The 20,443-nt window shown below is 72.2% G+C and carries 15 protein-coding genes and 3 pseudogenes; 13 read left to right on the top strand and 5 right to left on the bottom strand.

What is annotated here, in order from left to right; all coding sequences use genetic code 11:
• Positions 1-53: 53 nt before the first annotated feature.
• The 4 genes from pcaH to pcaDC are packed head-to-tail and all read left to right on the top strand — an operon-like array spanning position 54 to position 3,846.
• Positions 54-827 (top strand): protocatechuate 3,4-dioxygenase subunit beta, encoded by a 774-nt coding sequence (gene pcaH, locus ACZ58V_RS10240; RefSeq protein WP_468184325.1) that lies wholly within the window; start codon positions 54-56, stop codon positions 825-827.
• A 6-nt stretch (positions 828-833) separates the two neighbouring features.
• Positions 834-1,439 carry a protocatechuate 3,4-dioxygenase subunit alpha gene (gene pcaG, locus ACZ58V_RS10245; protein ID WP_468184322.1) on the top strand — a complete coding sequence of 202 codons (606 nt, stop codon included), beginning with the start codon at positions 834-836 and terminating at the stop codon, positions 1,437-1,439.
• The gene (pcaB, locus tag ACZ58V_RS10250) at positions 1,436-2,728 is read left to right on the top strand and encodes a 3-carboxy-cis,cis-muconate cycloisomerase (RefSeq protein ID WP_471289428.1); all 1,293 of its coding nucleotides are present in this window, start codon (positions 1,436-1,438) and stop codon (positions 2,726-2,728) included. The genes pcaG and pcaB overlap by 4 nt, the downstream gene beginning before the upstream one ends.
• Entirely contained in the window at positions 2,725-3,846 is a 1,122-nt protein-coding gene (gene pcaDC / locus ACZ58V_RS10255) for a bifunctional 3-oxoadipate enol-lactonase/4-carboxymuconolactone decarboxylase PcaDC (RefSeq protein ID WP_471289429.1), read from the top strand. The genes pcaB and pcaDC overlap by 4 nt, the downstream gene beginning before the upstream one ends.
• Before the next feature lie 21 nt (positions 3,847-3,867).
• Here pcaDC and ACZ58V_RS10260 read toward each other — a convergent pair whose 3' ends face one another.
• On the bottom strand, positions 3,868-6,552 hold the full coding sequence (locus tag ACZ58V_RS10260; protein WP_471289430.1) for an ATP-binding protein: 2,685 nt from the start codon (positions 6,550-6,552) through the stop codon (positions 3,868-3,870).
• A gap of 180 nt (positions 6,553-6,732) precedes the next feature.
• On the opposite strand from ACZ58V_RS10260, the gene ACZ58V_RS10265 reads away from it, so the two are divergent.
• The 4 genes and pseudogenes from ACZ58V_RS10265 to ACZ58V_RS10280 all read left to right on the top strand — a co-directional run.
• A complete protein-coding gene (locus ACZ58V_RS10265; protein ID WP_471289431.1) occupies positions 6,733-8,034 on the top strand; it encodes an MFS transporter in 1,302 nt (433 codons plus the stop codon).
• A gap of 4 nt (positions 8,035-8,038) precedes the next feature.
• A complete protein-coding gene (locus ACZ58V_RS10270; protein ID WP_471289433.1) occupies positions 8,039-9,193 on the top strand; it encodes an anhydro-N-acetylmuramic acid kinase in 1,155 nt (384 codons plus the stop codon).
• A 57-nt stretch (positions 9,194-9,250) separates the two neighbouring features.
• A pseudogene (locus ACZ58V_RS10275) lies at positions 9,251-9,367 on the top strand (DUF2510 domain-containing protein); the annotation flags it as partial.
• A gap of 798 nt (positions 9,368-10,165) precedes the next feature.
• Positions 10,166-11,074: pseudogene (locus tag ACZ58V_RS10280) on the top strand (hypothetical protein); the annotation flags it as partial.
• A 171-nt stretch (positions 11,075-11,245) separates the two neighbouring features.
• Here the strand turns inward: ACZ58V_RS10280 and ACZ58V_RS10285 are convergent.
• Positions 11,246-11,860 carry a TetR/AcrR family transcriptional regulator gene (locus ACZ58V_RS10285; protein ID WP_471289434.1) on the bottom strand — a complete coding sequence of 205 codons (615 nt, stop codon included), beginning with the start codon at positions 11,858-11,860 and terminating at the stop codon, positions 11,246-11,248.
• A gap of 164 nt (positions 11,861-12,024) precedes the next feature.
• On the opposite strand from ACZ58V_RS10285, the gene ACZ58V_RS10290 reads away from it, so the two are divergent.
• Positions 12,025-12,855 carry a phosphatase PAP2 family protein gene (locus ACZ58V_RS10290; protein WP_468184304.1) on the top strand — a complete coding sequence of 277 codons (831 nt, stop codon included), beginning with the start codon at positions 12,025-12,027 and terminating at the stop codon, positions 12,853-12,855.
• On the top strand, positions 12,852-13,805 hold the full coding sequence (locus ACZ58V_RS10295) for a DMT family protein (RefSeq protein WP_471289436.1): 954 nt from the start codon (positions 12,852-12,854) through the stop codon (positions 13,803-13,805). Before ACZ58V_RS10290 ends, ACZ58V_RS10295 begins: the two co-directional genes overlap by 4 nt.
• On the opposite strand, the gene ACZ58V_RS10300 is transcribed toward ACZ58V_RS10295, so the two are convergent.
• Positions 13,795-15,846 carry a phosphocholine-specific phospholipase C gene (locus ACZ58V_RS10300; RefSeq protein WP_471289437.1) on the bottom strand — a complete coding sequence of 684 codons (2,052 nt, stop codon included), beginning with the start codon at positions 15,844-15,846 and terminating at the stop codon, positions 13,795-13,797. The genes ACZ58V_RS10295 and ACZ58V_RS10300 overlap by 11 nt on opposite strands.
• Before the next feature lie 163 nt (positions 15,847-16,009).
• On the opposite strand from ACZ58V_RS10300, the gene ACZ58V_RS10305 reads away from it, so the two are divergent.
• Positions 16,010-17,299, top strand: a complete 1,290-nt coding sequence (locus ACZ58V_RS10305) for an MFS transporter (protein ID WP_471289439.1) — start codon at positions 16,010-16,012, stop codon at positions 17,297-17,299.
• Positions 17,300-17,313: 14 nt separating this feature from the next.
• On the opposite strand, the gene ACZ58V_RS10310 is transcribed toward ACZ58V_RS10305, so the two are convergent.
• Both ACZ58V_RS10310 and ACZ58V_RS10315 read right to left on the bottom strand, forming a co-directional pair.
• Complete coding sequence (locus ACZ58V_RS10310) at positions 17,314-18,399, bottom strand: hypothetical protein (protein ID WP_468184293.1); 1,086 nt, start codon at positions 18,397-18,399, stop codon at positions 17,314-17,316.
• Positions 18,400-18,557: 158 nt separating this feature from the next.
• Entirely contained in the window at positions 18,558-19,295 is a 738-nt protein-coding gene (locus ACZ58V_RS10315; protein WP_468184290.1) for a peptidoglycan-binding protein, read from the bottom strand.
• 119 nt (positions 19,296-19,414) lie between these two features.
• Between ACZ58V_RS10315 and ACZ58V_RS10320 the strand changes: the two genes are divergently transcribed.
• Complete coding sequence (locus ACZ58V_RS10320; protein ID WP_471289441.1) at positions 19,415-19,717, top strand: hypothetical protein; 303 nt, start codon at positions 19,415-19,417, stop codon at positions 19,715-19,717.
• Positions 19,718-19,759: 42 nt separating this feature from the next.
• Positions 19,760-20,409, top strand: a pseudogene (gene pcp, locus ACZ58V_RS10325) (pyroglutamyl-peptidase I).
• Positions 20,410-20,443: the final 34 nt, after the last annotated feature.

Genomic DNA, 20,443 nt, shown 5'->3' on the forward strand with positions numbered 1-20,443 from the left:
CGGTTCCCCGCGCCCCTGACGGGGCACGACCCTCAAGAATCTCAGGGATTTCCATGACTCTCACACAGCACGACATCGATCAGGAGATCGCGGCCGAGCACGCCGCGTACGAGAAGCGTCTCGCCGACGGCGGTCCCGTCGAGCATCAGCCCCGGCGGGACTACGCGCCGTACCGCTCCTCGGTGCTCCGGCACCCCAAGCGGCCGCCGGTCACCATCGACGTCAGCAAGGACCCGGAGCTGGTGGAGCTGTCCTCCCCGGCGTTCGGGGAGCGGGACATCACCGAGGTCGACAACGACCTCACCCGGCAGCACGACGGCGAGCCGATCGGTGAGCGCATCACCGTCTCGGGCCGGCTGCTCGACCGCGACGGCCGCCCGGTGCGCGGCCAGCTCGTGGAGATATGGCAGGCCAACTCGGCGGGTCGCTACGCCCATCAGCGTGAGCAGCACGACGCTCCGCTGGACCCGAACTTCACCGGCGTGGGCCGCACGCTCACCGACGCCGAGGGCCACTACCGCTTCACCACCGTCCAGCCGGGACCGTACCCGTGGCGCCAGCACGTCAACGCCTGGCGGCCGGCCCACATCCACTTCTCGCTCTTCGGCTCGGCGTTCACCCAGCGGCTCGTGACGCAGATGTACTTCCCGAGCGACCCGCTCTTCCCCTACGACCCGATCATCCAGTCGGTGACGGACGACGCGGCCCGGCAACGGCTGGTCGCGACGTACGACCACAGCCTGTCGGTGCCGGAGTTCTCGATGGGCTACCACTGGGACATCGTGCTCGACGGGCCCCAGGCCACCTGGATCGAAGAAGGGCGCTGACCTGCCATGACGAAGACCGACACCAGCAGGCCCGAGAGCGTGCTGCCCACCCCCTCGCACACCGTCGGCCCGTTCTACGGCCACGCCCTGCCGTTCCGCGGCGGTGAGGACATCGCGCCCGTCGGGCATCCGGACACGGTCACCGTGCACGGGTACGTCACCGACGGCGAGGGCGATCCGCTGCCGGACGCCCTGATCGAACTGTGGGGGCCGGACCCGGACGGCAACCTGGCGACGGCCGACGGTTCGATGCGGCGCGACCCGGCGTCGGGCGGCTTCCTGGGGCGCAACGGCGTGGAGTTCACCGGGTGGGGCCGTATCCAGACCGACGCGAACGGCCACTGGTACGCGCGCACGCTGCGACCCGGAGCGCGCGGGCGGAACGCCCCGTACCTCAGCGTGTGCGTCTTCGCGCGCGGACTCCTGTTGCACCTGTACACCCGGATCTATCTGCCGGGCGATGCGGCGGTGCTCGCCGCCGACCCGCTGCTGTCCCGGCTGGAGGACGGGCGCCGCGACACGCTGATCGCCGCGGAGGAGACGCCCGGCACGTACCGTTTCGACATCCGCCTTCAGGGCGAAGGCGAGACGGTCTTCCTGGAGTTCCAGTGACAGCTGCGCACGGCGACACCGGCCTGCTCGCCCCCGGGTGGGCCGACTCGGCGGCCGCGTCCGCGACGAGCGACCACGCGTATCTGCGGGCGCTGCTCGACGCGGAGGCCGCGCTGACCCGGGCCCAGGCCGCGTTGGGGCTCGCACCCGCCGAGGCGGCGACGGCGGTGGCCGAGGCGGCCGCCGGCACCTTCGACGTACGGTCCCTCACCGAGCGGGCCCGCGCGGGCGGCAACCCCGTCATCCCGCTGGTCGCGGAGCTGACGAAGGCCGTCGGCGACGCGTACGGCCCCTACGTCCACCGGGGCGCGACCAGCCAGGACATCATGGACACGGCGACGATGCTGGTCGCCGCGCGGACCCTGGACCTGGTCCTCGCCGACCTCGGCCGCACCGAGCGGGCTCTCGCCCGGCTGGCCGCCGAGCACCGTGACACCGCGATGCCGGGGCGGACGCTCACCCAGCACGCCGTACCGACGACCTTCGGGCTGAAGGCGGCCGGATGGCGGGCGCTGGTCCTCGACGCGCGGGACCGGACGACGGCCGTACGGGACTCGCTGCCCGCCCAACTCGGCGGCGCGGCGGGCACATTGGCGGCGTTCGGCGCGTACGGCGCGAGCGATCCGACCGGACTGCCGGCGGCGTACGCCCGTGAACTCGGCCTCAGGGCACCCGATCTGCCCTGGCACACCCTGCGGACGCCCGTCGCCGACCTCGCCGGGTGCCTCGCCTTCACGGCAGGCGCGCTCGGCAAACTCGCCGTGGACGTCCTCACCCTGTCGCGCACCGAGATCGCCGAGGTCGCGGAGGGCAGTGGCGGGGGCTCGTCCGCCATGCCGCACAAGTCCAACCCCGTACGGTCCACCCTCATCGCCTCCGCCGCGCGACGGGCCCCGCAGCTCGCGGCCACGCTGTACGGCTCGCTGGCGGCGGAGGACGAGCGGCCGGCCGGGTCCTGGCACGCCGAGTGGGAGCCGTTGCGGGACCTGCTGCGGCTGGTCGGCGGGGCCGCCCGGGACGCCGTGGAGCTGGCCGAGGGACTGCGGGTCAGGCCCGAGGTCATGCGTGAACACCTGGACCTGACCGGCGGGTTGATCGTGTCCGAGCGGCTCTCCGCCGAACTGGCCCCGCTGCTGGGCCGCGCCCGCGCCAAGGAACTCCTCACCCGGCTGGCCGCCGAGGGGCGCCCGCTCGCCGAGGCACCGGAGCTGGCGGACGTCGACCTCGACCCCACCCACTACACCGGCTCCGCCGGAGCCCTGACCGACCGTGCTCTGGAGCGACGTTGACACTCCTGAACCATCACACCGAAGGGCCCGCCTCCGCTCCCCCGCTGCTGCTCGGCCCCTCCCTCGGCACGTCGTACGCCCTGTGGGACAAGGTGGCGCCCGAACTGTCGGTAACCCACCGGGTGGTCCGCTGGGATCTGCCGGGACACGGCGGTTCGGCGGCCGACCTCATCAAGGCGGGCGCGACGGTCGGTGACCTCGCCGGTCTGGTGCTGGCGCTCGCCGACTCGCTCGGCATCGAACAGTTCGCGTATGCGGGTGTGTCGCTGGGCGGGGCCGTGGGGCTGCATCTCGCGGTGCACCGTCCGGAGCGGCTGTCGTCGCTCGCCGTCATCTGCTCGTCGGCGCACTTCAACGGGGCCAAGCCATGGGAGGAACGGGCCGCGCTGGTGCGGCGGGAGGGGCTGGCCGGGCTGGCGGAGGGCGCGGACACGCGCTGGTTCACGCCCGGGTTCAGCGTGCCGGAGCTGGTGCGGGACCACCGGGACGCCGACCCGGACGCGTACGCCGCCTGCTGTGACGCGCTCGCCGCGTTCGATCTGCGGGACCGGCTGCCCGAGATCGCCGTACCGACGCTGCTGGTCGCCGGCCGCGAGGATCCGGCGACGCCGCCCGCGCATCTGCGGGAGATCGCCGACGCGGTGCCGGGCTCGACGCTCGTCGAGCTCCCAGGCGCCTCGCACCTGGCGCCGGCACAGTGCCCGGAAGCGGTGCTGACCGCGCTGCGGGCCCACTTCGGCGGGCCCGTCGGACGCGGGATGGAGGTGCGGCGCGAGGTGCTCGGCGACACCCACGTCGACCGGGCCCAGTCCAAGCAGACGCCCTTCACCGCGCGCTTCCAGGACTTCATCTCGCGCTACGCCTGGGGCGAGATCTGGACCGACCCGACGCTGTCGCGCCGCGAGCGCAGCATGATCACCCTCACCGCGCTGGTCGCGCACGGCCACTACGACGAACTGGCCATGCACGTCCGGGCGGCCCGCCGCAACGGGCTCACGCCCGAGGAGATCGGCGCGGTGCTGCTGCAGACAGCCGTGTACTGCGGGGTGCCGGCGGCGAACTCGGCGTTCGCGACGGCCCAGCGGGTGCTCGCGGAGGAGGACGGCACGGCAGGGTGACCCTGCCGGTCGTGGTCTGGGCTACGCCGGTCCGACGCCGGCCTTGAGCACGGCCCGCGCCCGCTCCGCCAGACCGTCCGCGCCGCACGAGACCGCCAGGTCCAGGCCGCGTTCGAGGTCGCTCACCGAGCGGGCCGCGATGCCGTACTCGATGCGGGCCGCCGCGTGCTCGTACTGGCAGGGCGACGCCTCCAGGTAGGTGACGGCCTGGGCGGCGAGCCGGACCGCGCGCTGTCCGGTCTCCAGGGCGGCGGCGCAGCGCAGGGCCTCGCCGATGGCGGTGTCCGTGCCGAAGCGCTCGGCCTGCCGGCGGACGTCGACGGCGAGCCGGGCGGCACGGGCCGGGTCCTCGGTGCTGAGGGCCCGGGCGAGGTCCGCCGCCCAGGGGACGAGCACGGGGTTGTGGTGGCCGCGTGCCGCCGCGGCCTTCTCGGCGGCCTCCAGTTCGTTGATGCCGTCCTTGGTGCGGCCGACGGCCAGCAGCAGCCTCCCGCGCACCGAGCGCGGGTCCGGCAGGACGATGGTGGAGGGGTAGGGCGGGGCGAAGCCGTACCGTTCGGCGACCTCCCAGGCCTCCTGGACATGGCCGCGGGCGAGCAGTGTGTCGACGAGGTTGCAGGTCGCGGACCAGTACAGCGGCAGACCGCGGCCGACGCGCTCGGCGAGGCGCAGCGACTCGCGCAGGGACGACTCCGCCTCCTTCAGACGGCCCCGCCTGCGGTGGCCGAGCCCGACGTAGGCGTGGGCGAGGGCGAGGTGGCCGCCGCTCCAGCCGGCCGTCTCGTAGGCGCGCAGGGCCTCGTTGTAGAGGGTCTCGGCGCGGTCGAGGCGGTCGGTGAAGGCGTACGCGTTGGCCAGCATCAGCAGCAGTTCGATGCCCCACTCGGTGTCGGTCCAGCCGAGCCCGGGGGCCAGGCGGCCGTTGACGAGGGAGCGGTCGCACAGTTCGGCGACCTCCTCCGCGTTCTCGCCGTGCATGAGGGCGTCGAAGCCGCGCAGCATGAGCAGCGCGCGTTCGGAGTTGTCCCGGCCGGTGCAGGTGGCGGCGAGGTCGGCGAGCCGCCGGGAGCGGTCGGGCGAGGTGACCTCGCCCGCGTGTATGCCCTCCCACATGAAGTGCACGGCCTGGAGCCGCATCCGGGCGGGCCCGGGCCTCAGCCGCGCGGCCTCCGCCTCGACCGTGCGGACGGCCTCCTCCAGCTGGTCGTTGTGGAGCAGCGCCTGGGAGAGCCGGAAGACGGCGTCCACCCGCTTGTCCCCGCCGAGGCCGGGCATGCCGAGCGCGGTCCGCAGATGGCCGATGGTGCGGGCGGGCGCGGTGAGGAAGGTGGCCTCGGCCAGTTCGTACAGCACGTGCGGGTGGGACTCGGGCCGGGGCGGTTCCGCCAGGGCGCGCTCCAGGCAGCGGCGGGCGGCGTCGGGGGCGCCGACGGCGAGGTGCTCACGGGCGGCCTCGCGAAGCTGACCCACGAGTTCCTCGTCGTCGTCCGGGTGGACTTCGAGGAGGTGGCGCGCGGCCGCGGCGGCGCCGCGCCCCTCGTCGGTGACGATCCGGGCGGCGATGCCGTGCATGGCGGTGCACAGGGCGTCGGGTATGGAGTTGTAGACGGCGGTGGCGATCAGCGGGTGGACGAACTCCAGGTCGCCGTCGGCGCTGCGGCCGGTCGCGGGGTCGGGTGTGGTGAGGATGCGGGCGGTGCGCAGCAGTTCGGCGCAGCGGCGGGCGTCGTCGGGCCCCAGGGTGGCGAGCTTGGCGACCAGGTCGGTGGAGATGTCGGTGCCGAGGATCGCGGCGGCCCAGGCGAACCGCGTGGCGTCGATGCCGAGTTCCTCCAGGCGGGCGACTAGGCCACCGCCGCGGGCCGAGCGGTTCAGTTCACGCAGCTCCCCGGCCCGGGCCTCGACCGGTTCGAGTTCGCTGTCCTGGACCTTGGCGAGGAGTTCGACGGTCTCGTAGGGGTTGCCCGCGGTGACGGCCCAGACCTCGCGGCAGAACGCGGCGTCGGCGTGCGGGCCGAGGGTGGCGCGGGTGAGTCCGGCCGTCGCGTCCGGGGTGAGGGCGCTCAGGGTCGCGACGGGTCCGTCCGCGGCGGCGGCGACGGTGTCGAGGTGGCGGGCGCTGGTGCCGGAGACCTCGCCGGGGCGGCGGGTGACCACGACCAGCACGGACATCTCGTCGAGGCGCTCGGCGAGCCCGGCGAGCCAGTGCAGGGTCTCCTGGTCGGCCCAGTGGGCGTCGTCGATCAGCAGCACCAGCGGCCAGTCCCGGCGGGCGAGCCGGCGCACGGCGGCGACCAGTCCGTCGCACACGCCCTGCGGGTCGGCCTGCCGGTCGCCGGGTTCCGCTATGCCGAGGGCGGGGCCGGCGATGTCGTACCAGTCGCCGAGGTATTCGCGTGCCTCCTCCGGGAGCATCGACACCAGTGCCGGCTGCAGCAACTGCCGTACCACGTTGAAGGGGACCGACCGGAGGGTCTCGCCGCCGCGGGCCGACCAGACCGTGCAGCCGCGGGCCTCGGCGATGCGGCGGGTTTCGGCCAGCAGCGTGGTCTTGCCGAGTCCGGCCTCGCCCCGGAAGACCAGCAGTCCGCCGGACGAGGAGCGGTCCGCGCACAGGCCGTCGACCGCCCGCGCGACGGCGGCGACTTCCTCGTCGCGCTCCCAAAGGGAAGCCGAGGGGCCGGCCGTGGGCCGTACCTCCGTCATCCCGCTACCTCCCCAAGTCGCCCGAACGACGTACAGACGTCGAGCGTAGCCGTCCGATTGCCTGAGTGGAGGGCGGTCCGGGCACCTGTTGCCGTGGCGGGTGAAGCCGACGGTGACCGGACGACGCAATCGGCCCGTCACCAGCCGCCTTCGGGTCAACAAGGCACAACGGTACGGGAGGTGACGTTCATTCACCAGGGACGGGACACACGGCGCGGCCGGCGGGCGCTGGTCGCGGGGTCGGTGGGCAATCTCATCGAGTGGTACGAGTTCGGCGTCTACGGCTACTTCGCGACGATCATCGCGGCGCGGTTCTTCACACCGGAGGGCGGCAGCGAGATCGAGGCTCTGGTGAAGACGTACGCGTCGTTCGCGCTCGCGTTCTTCTTCCGACCGGTCGGGGCGGCGCTTTTCGGCCGTCTCGGGGACCGCGTCGGCCGTCGGCCGGTGCTGGTCCTGGTGATCACGCTGATGACGGTGGCGACGACACTGATCGGCGTGCTGCCGACCTACGCCCAGGCGGGCGCGCTGGCGCCCTGGCTGCTCACCTTCCTGCGGGTGCTCCAAGGGCTGTCGGCCGGTGGGGAGTTCGGCGGGGCGGTGTCGGTGATGACGGAGTTCGCTCCGCCGGGCCGGCGGGGGCTGTACGGGTCGTGGCAGTCGTTCACGGTGGCACTGGGGCTGCTGGGCGGTGCGGGCGCGGCGGCACTGCTCGCCACCGTGCTGACCGAGGAGCAGCTCGGCGCGTGGGGCTGGCGGCTGCCGTTCCTGCTGACCCTGCCGCTGGGGCTCGGGGCGTTGTGGCTGAGACTGCGGCTGGACGAGACGCCGGAGTTCGTGGCGGAGCGGTCCCAGCAGACGCCTCCCCCGCGCGAGGTCGCGAGGGCGATCGCGCTGGGCGCGGGGCGGATCATGGGCTGGGCCGCGGCCGGTTACACGTTCCTCGTCGTGCTGCCGTCGTATCTGCAGAGTTCGCTGGGCGCGACCTTCCAGCAGGCGCTGGCCGCCACCGTGCTGGCCAATCTGGGTTTCGCGGTGACGATCGTGCCGGCGGGGCTGCTCAGCGACCTGCTCGGCCGGCGGGCGGTGATGCTGACGGGCGCGTTGCTGGTCGTGGCCCTCTCGGTGCCGCTGCTCAACCTTCTGCAGGAGCCCGGCGTTTCGAACACCGTGAAGGGTGTGGCGGTGTGCGGCGCGGGTGCCGTGGTGGGACTGATGGCGGGGCCGGGCCCGGCGATGCTGTCGGAGATGTTCCCGACGCGGGTGCGGTACACGGGCCTGGGACTCGCCTACGCGCTGTCCAATGCGGTGTTCTCGGGGTGTGCCGGGCTCATCATCACGGAGACCATCGAGCGGACGGGGAGCGTGGACATCCCCGCGTACTACGCGGCGGCGGCGTGCGCGGTGAGCGTACCGGCGCTGCTCACGCCGCCCTCGCGGCGGGTGCGCGGGGCGAAGGCGGTGGAGGAGAGGACTGGTTGAGGCGATGCGGGTGATCGGTCTGATGTCCGGCACGTCGTACGACGCGATCGACGCGGCGGCGGCCGAGCTGGACCTCGTCGGCGACGGTCTGGTGCTGAAACCGCTCGGCATGGTGAGCGAGGCGTACGACGGCGAACTGCGCGAGATCCTGTCGGCCGCCCTGCCGCCGGGGACCACCACCCTGGGCGAGGTGTGCCGGCTGGACACCCGGATCGGGCAGGCCTTCGCGGCGGCCGCGCTCCGGGCCGACCGCGAACTGTGCGAGGGACGGGCCGAGTTGGTGGCCTCGCACGGGCAGACCGTGTACCACTGGGTCGCCGGGGGCGAGGTCCACGGCACGCTCCAGCTGGGGCAGCCGGCCTGGATCGCCGAGGCGACCGGGCTGCCGGTCGTCGCCGACTTCCGGCCGCGTGACATCGCCGCCGGCGGGCAGGGCGCGCCGCTGGTCAGCCTGGTCGACCTGCTGTGGCTGCGCGGCCGGCCGGGCCGGCCCGTCGCACTCAACGTCGGCGGTATCGCCAACCTCACCGCACCCGACGGGACCGCCTTCGACACCGGGCCGGGCTGCGCGCTGATCGACGCGGCGGCCCATGGGTTCAGCGGCGGAGCCCTGTCCTACGACACGGACGGGGTCCTGGCCGCCCGCGGCCGGGTGCACGGGCCACTGCTGGACCGGCTGCTCCAGGAGCCGTACTACGCGCTGCCCGCGCCCAAGACCACGGGCAAGGAGCTGTTTCATCTCGGTCATCTGCGGGACGCGCTGGCCGGGTTCGGGACACTGCCCGCCGAGGACGTGGTCGCCACCCTGACGATGCTCACGGCCCGGACCGTGGCGGACGCCGTGCGGTCGGTGGGCGCGACGGAGGTGATCACCTCCGGCGGCGGGACGCGCAACCCGGTGCTGATGAGGATGCTCGGGGAGCTGCTGCCCGGGGTTTCGGTGCGCGCCTCGGACGAACTGGGGCTGCCGTCCGGGGCGAAGGAGGCCTACGCCTTCGCCGTCCTGGGGTTCCTGACCCTGCACGGCCTGCCGGGCACCTCGCCCGCGAGCACCGGTGCCCGGCATCCGAGCGTGCTCGGTTCGGTGACCCCGGGCCGGGACGGACTACGGCTGCCACCACCCGCCCGCCTTCTGCCGACCCGCTTGATCCTGGAATGACCGATCCTGGTCGACTCCTCTCATGCCTCTTTCACCGACGCCTCATACGGTGGGGGCATGACGCAGGAGACTCCTTCCGGGTGGTACCCGGACCCCGGCCAGAAAAGTGACGGGCCCGCCACCGAGCGCTGGTGGGACGGAAAGGCCTGGACGGCCCGCATCCGTCCGGCCCAGCCGCCGACGCATCCGGCGGCTGGGGAGGGTTCGGCTTCTGCGGGAGCCCCGCGCGAGCACGCCGGTTCGGCCACTACCGCAGGCTCCGGCGCGGAGGGTTCGGCCGCCAGGAGCGAACCCGTCCCCACCTCTGCGGGAGACTCGGCGGCTGCGACGAACTCGGGCGCTGCGGGCACTGCCGGAGACTCGGGCGCCGCGGACGGCCCGGCTCCCGCCGCAGGCTCCGCCGCGAGGAATCCGGCCGCCGCTGGGGGCTCTGCCCCTTCGGGGGGCTCGGGCACCGCGGACCGCTCGGCCACTGCGGGCCGTCACGCCCCTGCGGCGGGCTCCGGCGCTGCGGTGAATGCGGCCTCCGCGGAAGGCTCGGGGGCCGCGACAGACGCGGGCGCCGCCGGCGATTCTGCCCCTGCGGCAGGCTCCGGCGCTGCGGACCGCTCGGCCGCTGCGGGCCGTCACGCCCCTGCGGCGGGCTCCGGCGCTGCAGTAAGTGCGGCCTCTGCGGAAGGCTCTGGGACCGCGACAGACGCGGGCGCCGCCGGCGATCCTGCCCCTGCGGCAGGCTCCGGCGCTGCGGGTGATTCGACCCCGGCGGGGGATCCGACTGCTGCCGCACAGCCGGACGCTGCCGCTCATGGCAGCGCCGCCGGGCACCCGGGACCTCCCGCACACCCAAGCACCACCGGACATCCGAGCGCCCCTGGCCACCCAGGCGCTACCGCGTACCCAGGCACCCCCGGCCACCCAGGCGCTACCGCGTACCCAGGCACCCCCGGCCACCCAGGCGCTACCGCGTACCCAGGCACCCCTGGATACCCAGGCACCCCCGGCCAACCCCCAGGGCCGGCCCCCTACCCGAACACCCCCGGGTACCCGGGCGCCGGCGCGTATCCCGGCTACCCCAACACACCCCCGGCCGCCCGGGGAAGCCGGCTGCGGATCGGGATTGCCGTCGGGGCGGCCGTCGTTGTTCTCGCGAGTATCGGTGTCGGCGTGTACGCGCTGACCGACAACGGCGGCTCGGGCGGCGGTTCGGCCACTTCACAGGGGCCGGGCGGCCCGGGCGGAACCGGTGGCCAGGGCGGGCCGTTCGGCGGGTCGGGGGGATCCGGAGGCAATGGCGGCTCCGGAGGTTCCGGCGGCCAGAGCCCGTCTCCCGAGCAGTCCGAGCCGCCGAAGATCAGGAGCGGGTCGGTGACCGACGCCGTCAGCGGGATCAGCATGCCGATCCCGGAGGGCTGGTACGGCCAGGAGATCACGGTCGGCGCGCAGCTCACGTCCGACGACTCCTACAAGTGCCCCGGCGACACCTCCTCGACCTGCACGAAGGGCGGAGCCTACTCCGCACCGGCCCTGGCCCTCGGCGCCAAGGGCAGCACCGCCGAGGAGATCGCCAAGGCGGACATCTCGGCCAACGCCGAGGAGTCCTACGGCGGCAAGTCCTACGGCGGGATCACCTCGCACGACGTACTGGCCGCCAAGGCGGTGACCGTGGCCGGGCAGAAGGGCTACCTGGTCCGCTGGAAGGCCGTCACCACCAAGGGCGCCGACGGCATCGTGGAGTCGCTCGCGTTCCCCTCCCCCGCGAACGCGAAGCAGATGGTCGTCGTCCGGTTCGGCGTGGACGCCGGCCAGAAGGAGTCCGTCCTCGACGACATCGCCAAGGGCATCAAGGTGTCGACGGGCAGCGGCAACGGCCAGGACGTCTGACCAGGAGCACAAGGGAACGACCGCCCCGCCCGTAACCGGATCGGCCGGGTGGGGCGCCCCCGCCGCTCACAGGGGAACCCCACCCGGCCGGGGGGTGCGCGCCGCCCCCGTCCCCACGGGTCGGCGCGGTCGGGTCACCGTCCTGTCATCCGACGGACGGCGGCCCGGGTCTCAGCTCAGGCCCAGGCCCAGGGCCGGCAGCACGGCGGCCTCCACGAATCGCACCAGGTAGTCCGGGTCCGCGTACTCACCCTCCAGGACGGGCCGGATGCGCAGGACGCCGAACATCTGCGCCGGGATGTACTCCAGCGCCGGATGATCGGCGGGCACCTCTCCCCTCTCGACCCCGCGCCGGATGATCTCCTTCAGCGCGGCGATCTCCGGTTCGACCAGCGCCTCGCGCAACGCGCGCTGCAGCTCCGGGTCCTGAGGGGCCGCGTGGGCGAGCGCCTGGAGAAGCTTGGTGTCCCGGCCCGACAGCTCCCCCGCCGCCCGGGCGGCCTCGCGCAGGTCGTCCGCGAGCGAGCCGGTGTCGATGCAGCGCGTCCGCCGGTGGGAGCGCAGCGCCGCCGCCACGAACTGGGGCTTGGTCTTCCACTGCCGGTAGAGCGTGGACTTGCTGCAGCGGGTGCTGGCGGCGATCCCCTCCATGGTGACGGAGTCGTAGCCGCACTCGCGGAGCTGTTCCAGCACGGCCTCGAAGAACTCCTGCTCACGCTCGGGCGTGATCTTGGAGCGGCGCGTGGCACCGACCGGCTCGGGTCGGTCCCCAGCCTGCGACGTCATGGCTCTGCTCCTGGCTTTCCTCGGCGGCCGAGAAATTCCGGCCGGCAGTGTGTTCTACGTCTATCGATACGCCAGTGTACCGGAACGCGACCGTATCGGTACACTGGCGTATCGGTACGCACTCGTACCGATAACAGCACCACCGTCACCGAAGGGGCCGGGGGATGAATGCCCGCACCGAGCCTGCGCCGGCGGGGTCCGACGCGACAGCGCGACCGCCGCACGTCATAGCCCGACCGCCGCTCGTCCGGGAGCTCCTGCTCGTCGTGGGGCTCTTCCTCGTCTACAAGTTCGGCCGGCAGCTGGCCACGGGCCACACCGGCGAGGCCTTCCACAACGCGCACCGCGTGTGGGACTTCGAGCGAGCGGTCCATCTCCCCGGCGAGGGTGCGGTGCAGTCCCTGCTGCTGCACGGCGACGGTCTGGCGCATGTCGCGAACACCTACTACGCGGCGGTCCACTTCCCGGCCACCGTCGCCTTCCTGGTCTGGCTCTATCTGCGCCGCCCGGCCCACTACGTGTGGGCCCGCCGGGTCCTGGCCGCCGTCACCGCCGCCGCGCTGGTGCTGCACCTGCTCTTCCCGCTCGCCCCGCCCCGGATGCTGGCCGCGACCGGTCTGGTGGACACGGCACGGGTGTACGGGCCGTCGGTCTACGGCGATCCCGCGACCGACTCCCTGTCGAACCAGTTCGCGGCGATGCCGTCGCTGCACTTCGGCTGGGCCCTGATGGTGGCCATCGGCCTGATCGTCGCGACCCGGTCACGGTGGCGCCGGCTCTGGCTGCTGCATCCGCTGCTGACGCTGCTGGTGATCGTCGGCACCGCGAACCACTACTGGCTGGACGCGATCGTGGCGACGGCCCTGCTCGGTCTCGCGCTCGCGGTGATCCACGTGCCGCACCGTACGGCGACCACCGCGGGCCGCGCGCAGGTCAGGCTCGTACCGGCCCAGGGCCGAACCGAGGAGCAGGCACTCGCGGGAGCCGGCCGATGAACGCCGTCGTCGTCGCCGTCGCCCTGTCCCTCGTCTCCGCCGTCGCCTACGCGGCAGCGGCGGTCGCCCAGGAGCGGCTCGCCTCCTGCTCCCCCGGCTCGGGCGTGCTGCGGCTGCTCGGCAGCGGCGCCTGGTGGTGCTCGGTCGGACTGAACGCGTCGGCCGCGCTGCTGCACGTCGTGGCCCTGAGGTACGGGCCGCTGACCGTGGTCCAGCCGCTCGGCGCGCTCACCCTGGTCGCGGCGGTGCCCATGGGGGCGCGGCTCGCGGGACGGCGGGTGAGCGTGGTCGAGTGGAAGGGCACCGCGCTGACGCTGCTCGGCCTGGGCGCGATCCTGGTCACGGCGTCCGGCCCGGCGCCCGACGATGTGCTGAGCGTTCCCGAGGCGCTGGCGGTGGCGGGTGCCACCGCCGCCCTCATCGGGGTGCTGTCCCGGCCGGGCACCCGCCCCGGGCTGCGGCACGCGACCGCGTCCGGCATTGCCTCGGGAGTCGCCTCGGCCCTCACCCAGACGGTGACGGTGGCCGCGACGGACCGGTCGGGTCCGCTGCTGAGCGTCCAGGTGGTCGGGGTGGCGCTGCTCGTGGCGGCCTTCGCGGCCGGCGGGCTGCTGCTGTCGCAAGTGGCGTACCGGGGCGGGCTGGGCGCTCCGCTCGCGATGGTGACCCTGGCCAACCCGCTGGCCGCCGCGGCGATCGGGCTGTCGCTGCTGGGCGAACGCCTCCAGGGCGGCCCGGCGGGCGTGCTGCTCGCGCTCGCCGGGGCGGGCCTGGCGTCCTGGGGCGTGGTGCTCCTCAGCAGGGCGGCGCCCGTGGACCACGACCGTCCGGTGGACGACGACCATCCGGTGGCCGCCGTCCTGGCCCTGGAACCCGGCTCGGCCACGGCCGAACCGGCGTTGGTGCCCCGGCCGCACGATCCGGGGCACCTCTTCCCGGCTACCCGGTGACGATCGCCGGGTCGCTCACCCCCGGCCGGCCGTTCTCGACGTGCCCCGCGAACCGCCGCAGGAACGCCGCGTCGCCCTCGACGGTGACGGTCAGGTCGTACCAGCGGCGGCTGCGGTCGAGGTCGACGGTCCGCCGTACCGTCGCGCCCGGGCGGACGGTGACGGTCGAGGGCTTGGTGCCGTAACGGTCGGAGAGCTTCAGCCGTGCCGTGCCGGAGCCCTTGTTGGTGAAGGTCAGTTCCACGTCGTCACCGGTGTGGCGTGCGGTGACCTCGCAGCCGGCCTTCTTGTTCGACCCCTTGAAGACCCGCACGAAGCCGTTCGGGCCGTGCACGGTCAGGTCGTACGAACCCGCCGAGTAGGCGGAGTTCCAGGTGTCCGAGAGGGACTTGCCGGCCTCGGTGGTGTACATCCAGGGGCCGTCGGCGCGGTTGCCTGAGGTGATGTGGAAGGCGGCGCCGGCCTTCGGCCCGGAGGCGAAGGCGAGGGTGAGCTTCCCGGCGGCGGCGTCGACCGAGGCGTCCACGCGCGGGGCGTACTTCAGCGGCCGGGTGCGGCGCGAGCCGCGTTCCTGCCGGGGCATGCGCGGGTCGGCGGGCGGGGCCGGCTTGTAGTCGGGGTGGCGTTCGCGGTCCTGGGGCTCGTACTCGTCGGTGCCGGGCAGCGGGACCGGCCGCGTGTCCTTGCGGGAGAAGTCGAACGCGGCCGTCAGATCGCCGCAGACGGCCCGGCGCCAGGGCGAGATGTTGGGCTCGCGCACACCGAAGCGCCGTTCCATGAACCGCAGGATCGAGGTGTGGTCGAGGGTCTCCGAGCAGACGTAGCCGCCCTTGCTCCACGGCGAGACGACCAGCATCGGCACCCGGGGGCCGAGGCCGTAGGGGCCGGCCGTGTTCTTGCTGTCGCCCGGGAAGAGGTCGAGGGAGACGTCGACGGTGGACAGGCCGCGGGAGGCGTCCTTGGGCGGCAGCGGCGGCACCACGTGGTCGAAGAAGCCGTCGTTCTCGTCGTACGTGATGAACAGGGCGGTCTTCGACCAGACCTCCGGGTTGGAGGTGAGGGCGTCCAGGACCTGCGCGATGTACCAGGCACCGTAGTTCGAGGGCCAGTTGGAGTGCTCGGAGAAGGCCTCGGGGGCGGCGATCCAGGAGATCTGCGGCAGCTTGCCCGCCTTGACGTCCGCCTTCAGCCGGTCGAAGTAGCCCTCGCCCGCCTTGGCGTTCGTGCCGGTGCGGGCCTTGTCGTACCAGGGGTCGCCGGGCTTGGCATTGCGGTACTTGTTGAAGTACAGCAGCGAGTTGTCGCCGTAGTTGCCCCGGTAGGCGTCCTCGATCCAGCCCCAGGAGCCGGCCGCGTCCAGGCCGTCGCCGATGTCCTGGTAGATCTTCCAGGAGAGGCCGGCCTGCTCCAGGCGCTCGGGGTAGGTCGTCCAGCCGTAACCGAGTTCGTCGTTGCCGAGGACCGGGCCGCCGCCGGTGCCGTCGTTGCCCGTGTATCCGGACCACATGTAGTAGCGGTTCGGGTCGGTGGAGCCGATGAACGAGCAGTGGTAGGCGTCGCAGACGGTGAACGAGTCGGCGAGGGCGTAGTGGAAGGGGATGTCCTCGCGGGTCAGGTACGCCATGGTCGTGGTGCCCTTGGCGGGCACCCACCGGTCGTACTTGCCGCCGCGGTAGGCCTGGTGGCCGTCGGGCCAGGAGTGCGGCAGGCCCTCCAGGAACTGCATGCCGAGGTCGTCGGCGTCCGGGTGGAACGGCAGGATCTCCTTGCCGTCCTTCTCCTGGTGCCAGACCGGTTTTCCGTTGTCGAGCGTGACCGGACGCGGGTCGCCGAAGCCGCGGACGCCTCTCAGGGTCCCGAAGCAGTGGTCGAAGGAACGGTTCTCCTGCATCAGGACGACGATGTGCTCGACATCCTCGATCGACCCGGTGCGGTGGTTCGCCGGAAGCGCGGCGGCACGCTGGATGCTGGCGGACAGCGCACTGAAGGCCGTGGTGGCACCCGCGAGTTGAAGAAAGCGGCGCCGGTTTACTTCGGACATGAAGGACAGACCTCTCATCCTGAGGTGCTGGATGGCCGGAACATGACGGAATCTGCGCGGAAGGAGTGTTTCAGGGACACCAAACGCCAAGGAAGGGGCTGGTGACACTCATGTGAAAGTCGCGGGTACGACAGGTGTGCCGGGGCATTGCCCGGGGAGGGTGATGAGCGTGACAGAGACGCAGACGGTTTCCCCGCCGACGAAACGGCCCGTCCGCCAGCTCCTCGCCGCCTCCGTGGGCAACGCCGTGGAGTGGTACGACTGGTACGCCTACACGTTCCTGGCGACCTTCATCGCCGACCAGGTCTTCCCCAAGAGCGCGGACAACTCGCTGGTGCCGCTGCTGTCGACGTTCGCCGTGTTCGCGGTGGGCTTCTTCATGCGGCCGGTCGGCGGGCTGCTGATGGGCGCGGTCGCGGACCGGCACGGGCGGCGGGCCGCGCTGACGGTCACCATCCTGCTGATGGGCGGCAGCAGCCTGCTGGTCGGGCTCACCCCGACCTACGCCTCGGTGGGCGTGCTGGCTCCGGTGGTCCTCGTCCTCGCCCGGCTGCTGCAGGGCCTGTCCGTGGGCGGCGAGTTCGCGGCCTCGACGACCTTCCTGGTGGAGTCTGCGGGCCCGGGCCGGCGCGGGCTGTTCTCCAGCTTCCAGTACGTGTCGACGACCGTGGGGCAGCTCGTCGCCTCCGGCATCGCCACGCTGCTGGTGGGCACGCTGAGCGTCGGGCAGATGGACAGCTGGGGCTGGCGGGTCCCGTTCGTGCTCGGGGCCGTGCTGAGCCTGGTCGGCTTCTGGATCCGGCGGGGCGCGCAGGAGACCCGCAGCGCCGAGCAGCGGGAGGCCCCGCGCCCGGGCCTGTTCGAGGCGCTGCGCCGGCACCCGCGCGAGTCGCTCCTGATCTGCGGCATCACGGCGGGCGGCACCATCGCGTACTACACGTGGACGTCATATCTGCCGACGTACGCCGAACTCAACGCGGGTCTCCCGAAGTCGGACGCGCTGCTCGCGGGCACGATCTCACTGGCCTTCTTCGCCCTGCTGCAGCCGCTCGGCGGGCTGCTCTCGGACCGCTTCGGCCGCCGCCCCTTGCTGCTCTTCTTCGGCCTGGGCTTCGCCCTGCTCACGGTGCCGCTGCTGCACAGCCTGCGCGACTCGTTCGCCGTGCTGCTGCTCGTGCAGTGCGCGGGCATGGTGCTGCTGACCGGTTTCACCTCGATCAGCGCGGCCGTGAACGCGGAGATCTTCCCGCCCCGGGTGCGCGCGGCCGGCATCGGCTTCCCCTACTCGCTGACGGTGGCCCTCTTCGGCGGCACCGCTCCGTACGTCGGCACCCTGTTCAAGGAACTCGGACACTCGGGCCTGTTCCCCTGGTACGTCGCGGTGATCTGTCTGCTGTCGTCGCTGGTGTATCTGCGGCTGCCGGAGACGGCCCACGCACCGCTGCGGCGGTGAGCGGGCGACCCGGGTCATGACCCGGGTCGCCGACCGGACTCCACCGCCCGTTCCTCCTCACCCGTACTCTCCCGCGAGCCCTCGAGAGGCCCTTCGTACTCTCCGTTGCCGGATTGGTCGGCAGCCTGCGGTCCGGGCGTCGCGGGCTCTCCCTCCGCGGCGATCTCCTTGACGGCGGCCCGCTCCGGGTCGGTCGCGGCCTCGGTGGGTCTGCCGACCTCCTCCAGCGTCAGCTGGGCGCGGTCGTCGACGAGTCGGGTCACCAGGTGCTGTGCGGCGCCGAAGGCCGCGGCCCAGCCGAGGACCTGCGCCCTGCTGTCGAGATCGCTCAGCCCGGGGACGAAGGCGCCCCTGATCAGCAGCACCCCGAGGAAGGCGGACAGGGCGCCGGTGGGGAACTTCAGCACCGCCGACGCCAGGGGCAGCATGTAGGGGGAGTCGGTGCCCCGGATGCGGCGCAGCGAGGCGATGACGGTGAGGGCCGCGCCGGCGAGCCCGGCGATCTCGACGGTGAGAATGTCCCTCGACGCGGCCAGGCTGCTGACGTCGGTGCCCGCCCGCACGTCGTGATGCTCCGCGGTGGGACAGACGACGGTGATCCGGTCCGAAGCGGCGGGACCGCTCTGGGGCGTGAAGCACAGACTGAGCGAGCCGGGCGAGAACCAGCCGTAGAGGGCGAGGCCCGTCACGCCGAGCAGTACGAGGAAGGTCGCGGTCCACAGGATGTTGCGCAGACTGCGCACCCGGGCCAGTTCGTCGTCCAGAGCGCTGTACGCGGCGTCGAGCGCGCGGACCATGAGGTCCCGGTCGCTCTGCGTCAGGTCCCCGGCGATGATGGGGCGGAGCCGCCGGGCGAGTCTGACCCGCCGGGGATCGTCGGTTTCCAGGTGTTGCTTGACCAGCGCCATGACCTCGCTGGCGCGGCCTGCGGCTTCCTCGTCGGAAACCAGTTGAAGCAGCAGCACCTCCGCGCTGCGCACATTCGACCAGACGCCTTCGCGGGCAGCGGACTTCGACCACGGCCATCGCCATTCGAAATCCTCGTCGGCAGCCGCGTGGGCCTTTTCGAGATGGCCCCGCATTCCCTCGACGAGCGTCATGCGGCCTTCCGGACACGGCCTGACGCTCTCGTATCTCAACTGCGCTTCGAGATAGGCGATCCGCGCTTTGGCCCGTGCGCGCCACGCTGACCGCGGCGGCCCGTTACGCAGGCCTGTGATTCGGCTGTGCGTACGGGCCGACCGGGTTTCTGTTCTGGTCACTCGTAAACGGCTGGCACGTGCAGCTTGTCCCAGGACGTCTTGCCTGGAATGCCATCCGCGTCAGGGCCACTGAATCCGAGCTTGCGCTGCCACTTGGCGTACGACTTCTGGTCCGCCGCGCTCCACGTGTAGTCGGGCTCGCCGGTGTACACCGAGCACTTCTCCTGGACGAGGCGGTCGCCCATGGCCTTGATGACCGGGCTGGTCACTGACGCTTGGAAGAAGTCTGCGCCTGGAAACCGCTCGTACTCGCCGTCCTCTTCCTGGTCCAGTGGCGGGGCCACGCGTATCCGCTGGTCGGGGTAGATTTTATTTCGGTCCTTGATCTGCGGGTTCCATGCCATGATCTGATCCACCGTCACATGGAACCTACGCGCGATCTTCGTGAGGTTGTCGCCGGTTTTCACTACGTAGAACTGCGTTGTCTTTTCCATGTATCCAGAGTAGATGAGTTTACCGAGATAGAGAAGTGGGGAATTCCGTTTCGATTTCACTTTTTGATTCGGAAACTGCTTTACCGGAAGGGACTTCGCGATCACCGACAACGGCCACACCAAAGCGGGGAACGCAATGGCCTCGACAGCGAGCCCCGGTCGGACCACCGGCGGCCCCACAGGGTGGCCACGGACGAAGAGCCCATCCCAGCCGGCCTGCTCGGCGGCCGCCGCCACGGTCGCGACGTTCCCCGGGTCCGCGAAGTCACCGAAGTCGGGGATGTCGATGGAGAAGCGCATCCCACCTCGCCCCCGGCATTCACTTCCCTCCACTCGGGCGAACACGCGGCAAAGCAGGCAAAGTACCTCGCACAGACGGGCATCAATCGCACTGAAGCGCGAACCGAGAGGACCGTACCGTGCGCAGATCCCTCGCCGTCATCGGCGTCACCGTCACCACCGCTGTACTCGGCCCCGGCTTTCTTCCTGCCGCGGCCGCCCCCGGCGCCGGCGCAGCCACCGGCACTCTGATCGTCAACGGCATCCCGCACACCGACCCGCACGGCTGCTACCCGTCGAACGGGTTCATGGTGTCAGTCGTCAACCGCACGGACCGGACGGCCTACGTCTACCCGAACGGCGGTTGCTTCGGCCAGTACGAGGGCTGGGTGCAGCCCGGCGGCCAGGCCACCATGAACGGCTCCTCCGTCTACATCGACTAGCCCCGGCGACAGCCCGCCACTCCGCCCGTGAAGGACGTACGCATGACCCGTGTATTGGTGACAGGATTCGAACCGTTCGCCCAGGACACCTACAACCCCTCCTGGGCCGCGGCCCAGCTCCTCCAGGACAACCCTCCGGACGGCGTCGAGGTGACGGCCGTCCAACTCCCCTGCGTCTTCGGCAAGTCGCTGACAGTGCTGCGAGAGGCCGTGCTGGATTCGGATCCGGCGCTCGTCGTGTCGCTCGGCCTCTCCCCCCGAGACTGCATCTCGGTCGAGCGCGTCGCCATCAACGTCAACGACTGCCCCAAGCCGACAACGCCGGCCGCAAGCCCGTCGACGAGCCCATCGTCCCCGACGCCCCCGCGGCCTACTTCTCCACCCTCCCGATCAAACGGTGTGTCACGGAGGTGCAGAAGCGGACCGGACTGAATTCCGCGGTCTCCCAGACCGCCGGGACGTTCGTGTGCAACCACGTCTTCTACGGCCTCATGCACCTGCTGGCCACCGAGGGCAAGCAACGGCGCGGCGGCTTCGTGCACATCCCGCACACCCCGGAGATGCCCGCTGCCGCCAACCACTTCGTCCCCTCACTCCCGGTGGAGGACACGGCCAAGGGCCTGCGCGTCGTTCTGTCGACCGCACTGGCCCACGACACGGACCTCGCCGTCGCCGCCGGCGCGACCCACTGACCTCACCGCAGTTCGGCGAGCAGCCCCGCCCGAA

The sequence above is a fragment of the Streptomyces sp. NPDC040589 genome, from assembly GCF_055594445.1.

What these genes read in the sequence shown, in the direction of transcription:
- ACZ58V_RS10300 (WP_471289437.1), bottom strand. Translation starts at nt 15,846, where the DNA reads ATGTCCGAAGTAAACCGGCGCCGCTTTCTTCAACTCGCGGGTGCCACC.
- ACZ58V_RS10285 (WP_471289434.1), bottom strand. Translation starts at nt 11,860, where the DNA reads ATGACGTCGCAGGCTGGGGACCGACCCGAGCCGGTCGGTGCCACGCGC.
- ACZ58V_RS10290 (WP_468184304.1), top strand. Translation starts at nt 12,025, where the DNA reads ATGAATGCCCGCACCGAGCCTGCGCCGGCGGGGTCCGACGCGACAGCG.
- ACZ58V_RS10305 (WP_471289439.1), top strand. Translation starts at nt 16,010, where the DNA reads ATGAGCGTGACAGAGACGCAGACGGTTTCCCCGCCGACGAAACGGCCC.
- ACZ58V_RS10270 (WP_471289433.1), top strand. Translation starts at nt 8,039, where the DNA reads ATGCGGGTGATCGGTCTGATGTCCGGCACGTCGTACGACGCGATCGAC.
- pcaH (WP_468184325.1), top strand. Translation starts at nt 54, where the DNA reads ATGACTCTCACACAGCACGACATCGATCAGGAGATCGCGGCCGAGCAC.
- pcaG (WP_468184322.1), top strand. Translation starts at nt 834, where the DNA reads ATGACGAAGACCGACACCAGCAGGCCCGAGAGCGTGCTGCCCACCCCC.
- ACZ58V_RS10260 (WP_471289430.1), bottom strand. Translation starts at nt 6,552, where the DNA reads ATGACGGAGGTACGGCCCACGGCCGGCCCCTCGGCTTCCCTTTGGGAG.
- ACZ58V_RS10310 (WP_468184293.1), bottom strand. Translation starts at nt 18,399, where the DNA reads ATGACGCTCGTCGAGGGAATGCGGGGCCATCTCGAAAAGGCCCACGCG.
- ACZ58V_RS10315 (WP_468184290.1), bottom strand. Translation starts at nt 19,295, where the DNA reads ATGCGCTTCTCCATCGACATCCCCGACTTCGGTGACTTCGCGGACCCG.
- ACZ58V_RS10295 (WP_471289436.1), top strand. Translation starts at nt 12,852, where the DNA reads ATGAACGCCGTCGTCGTCGCCGTCGCCCTGTCCCTCGTCTCCGCCGTC.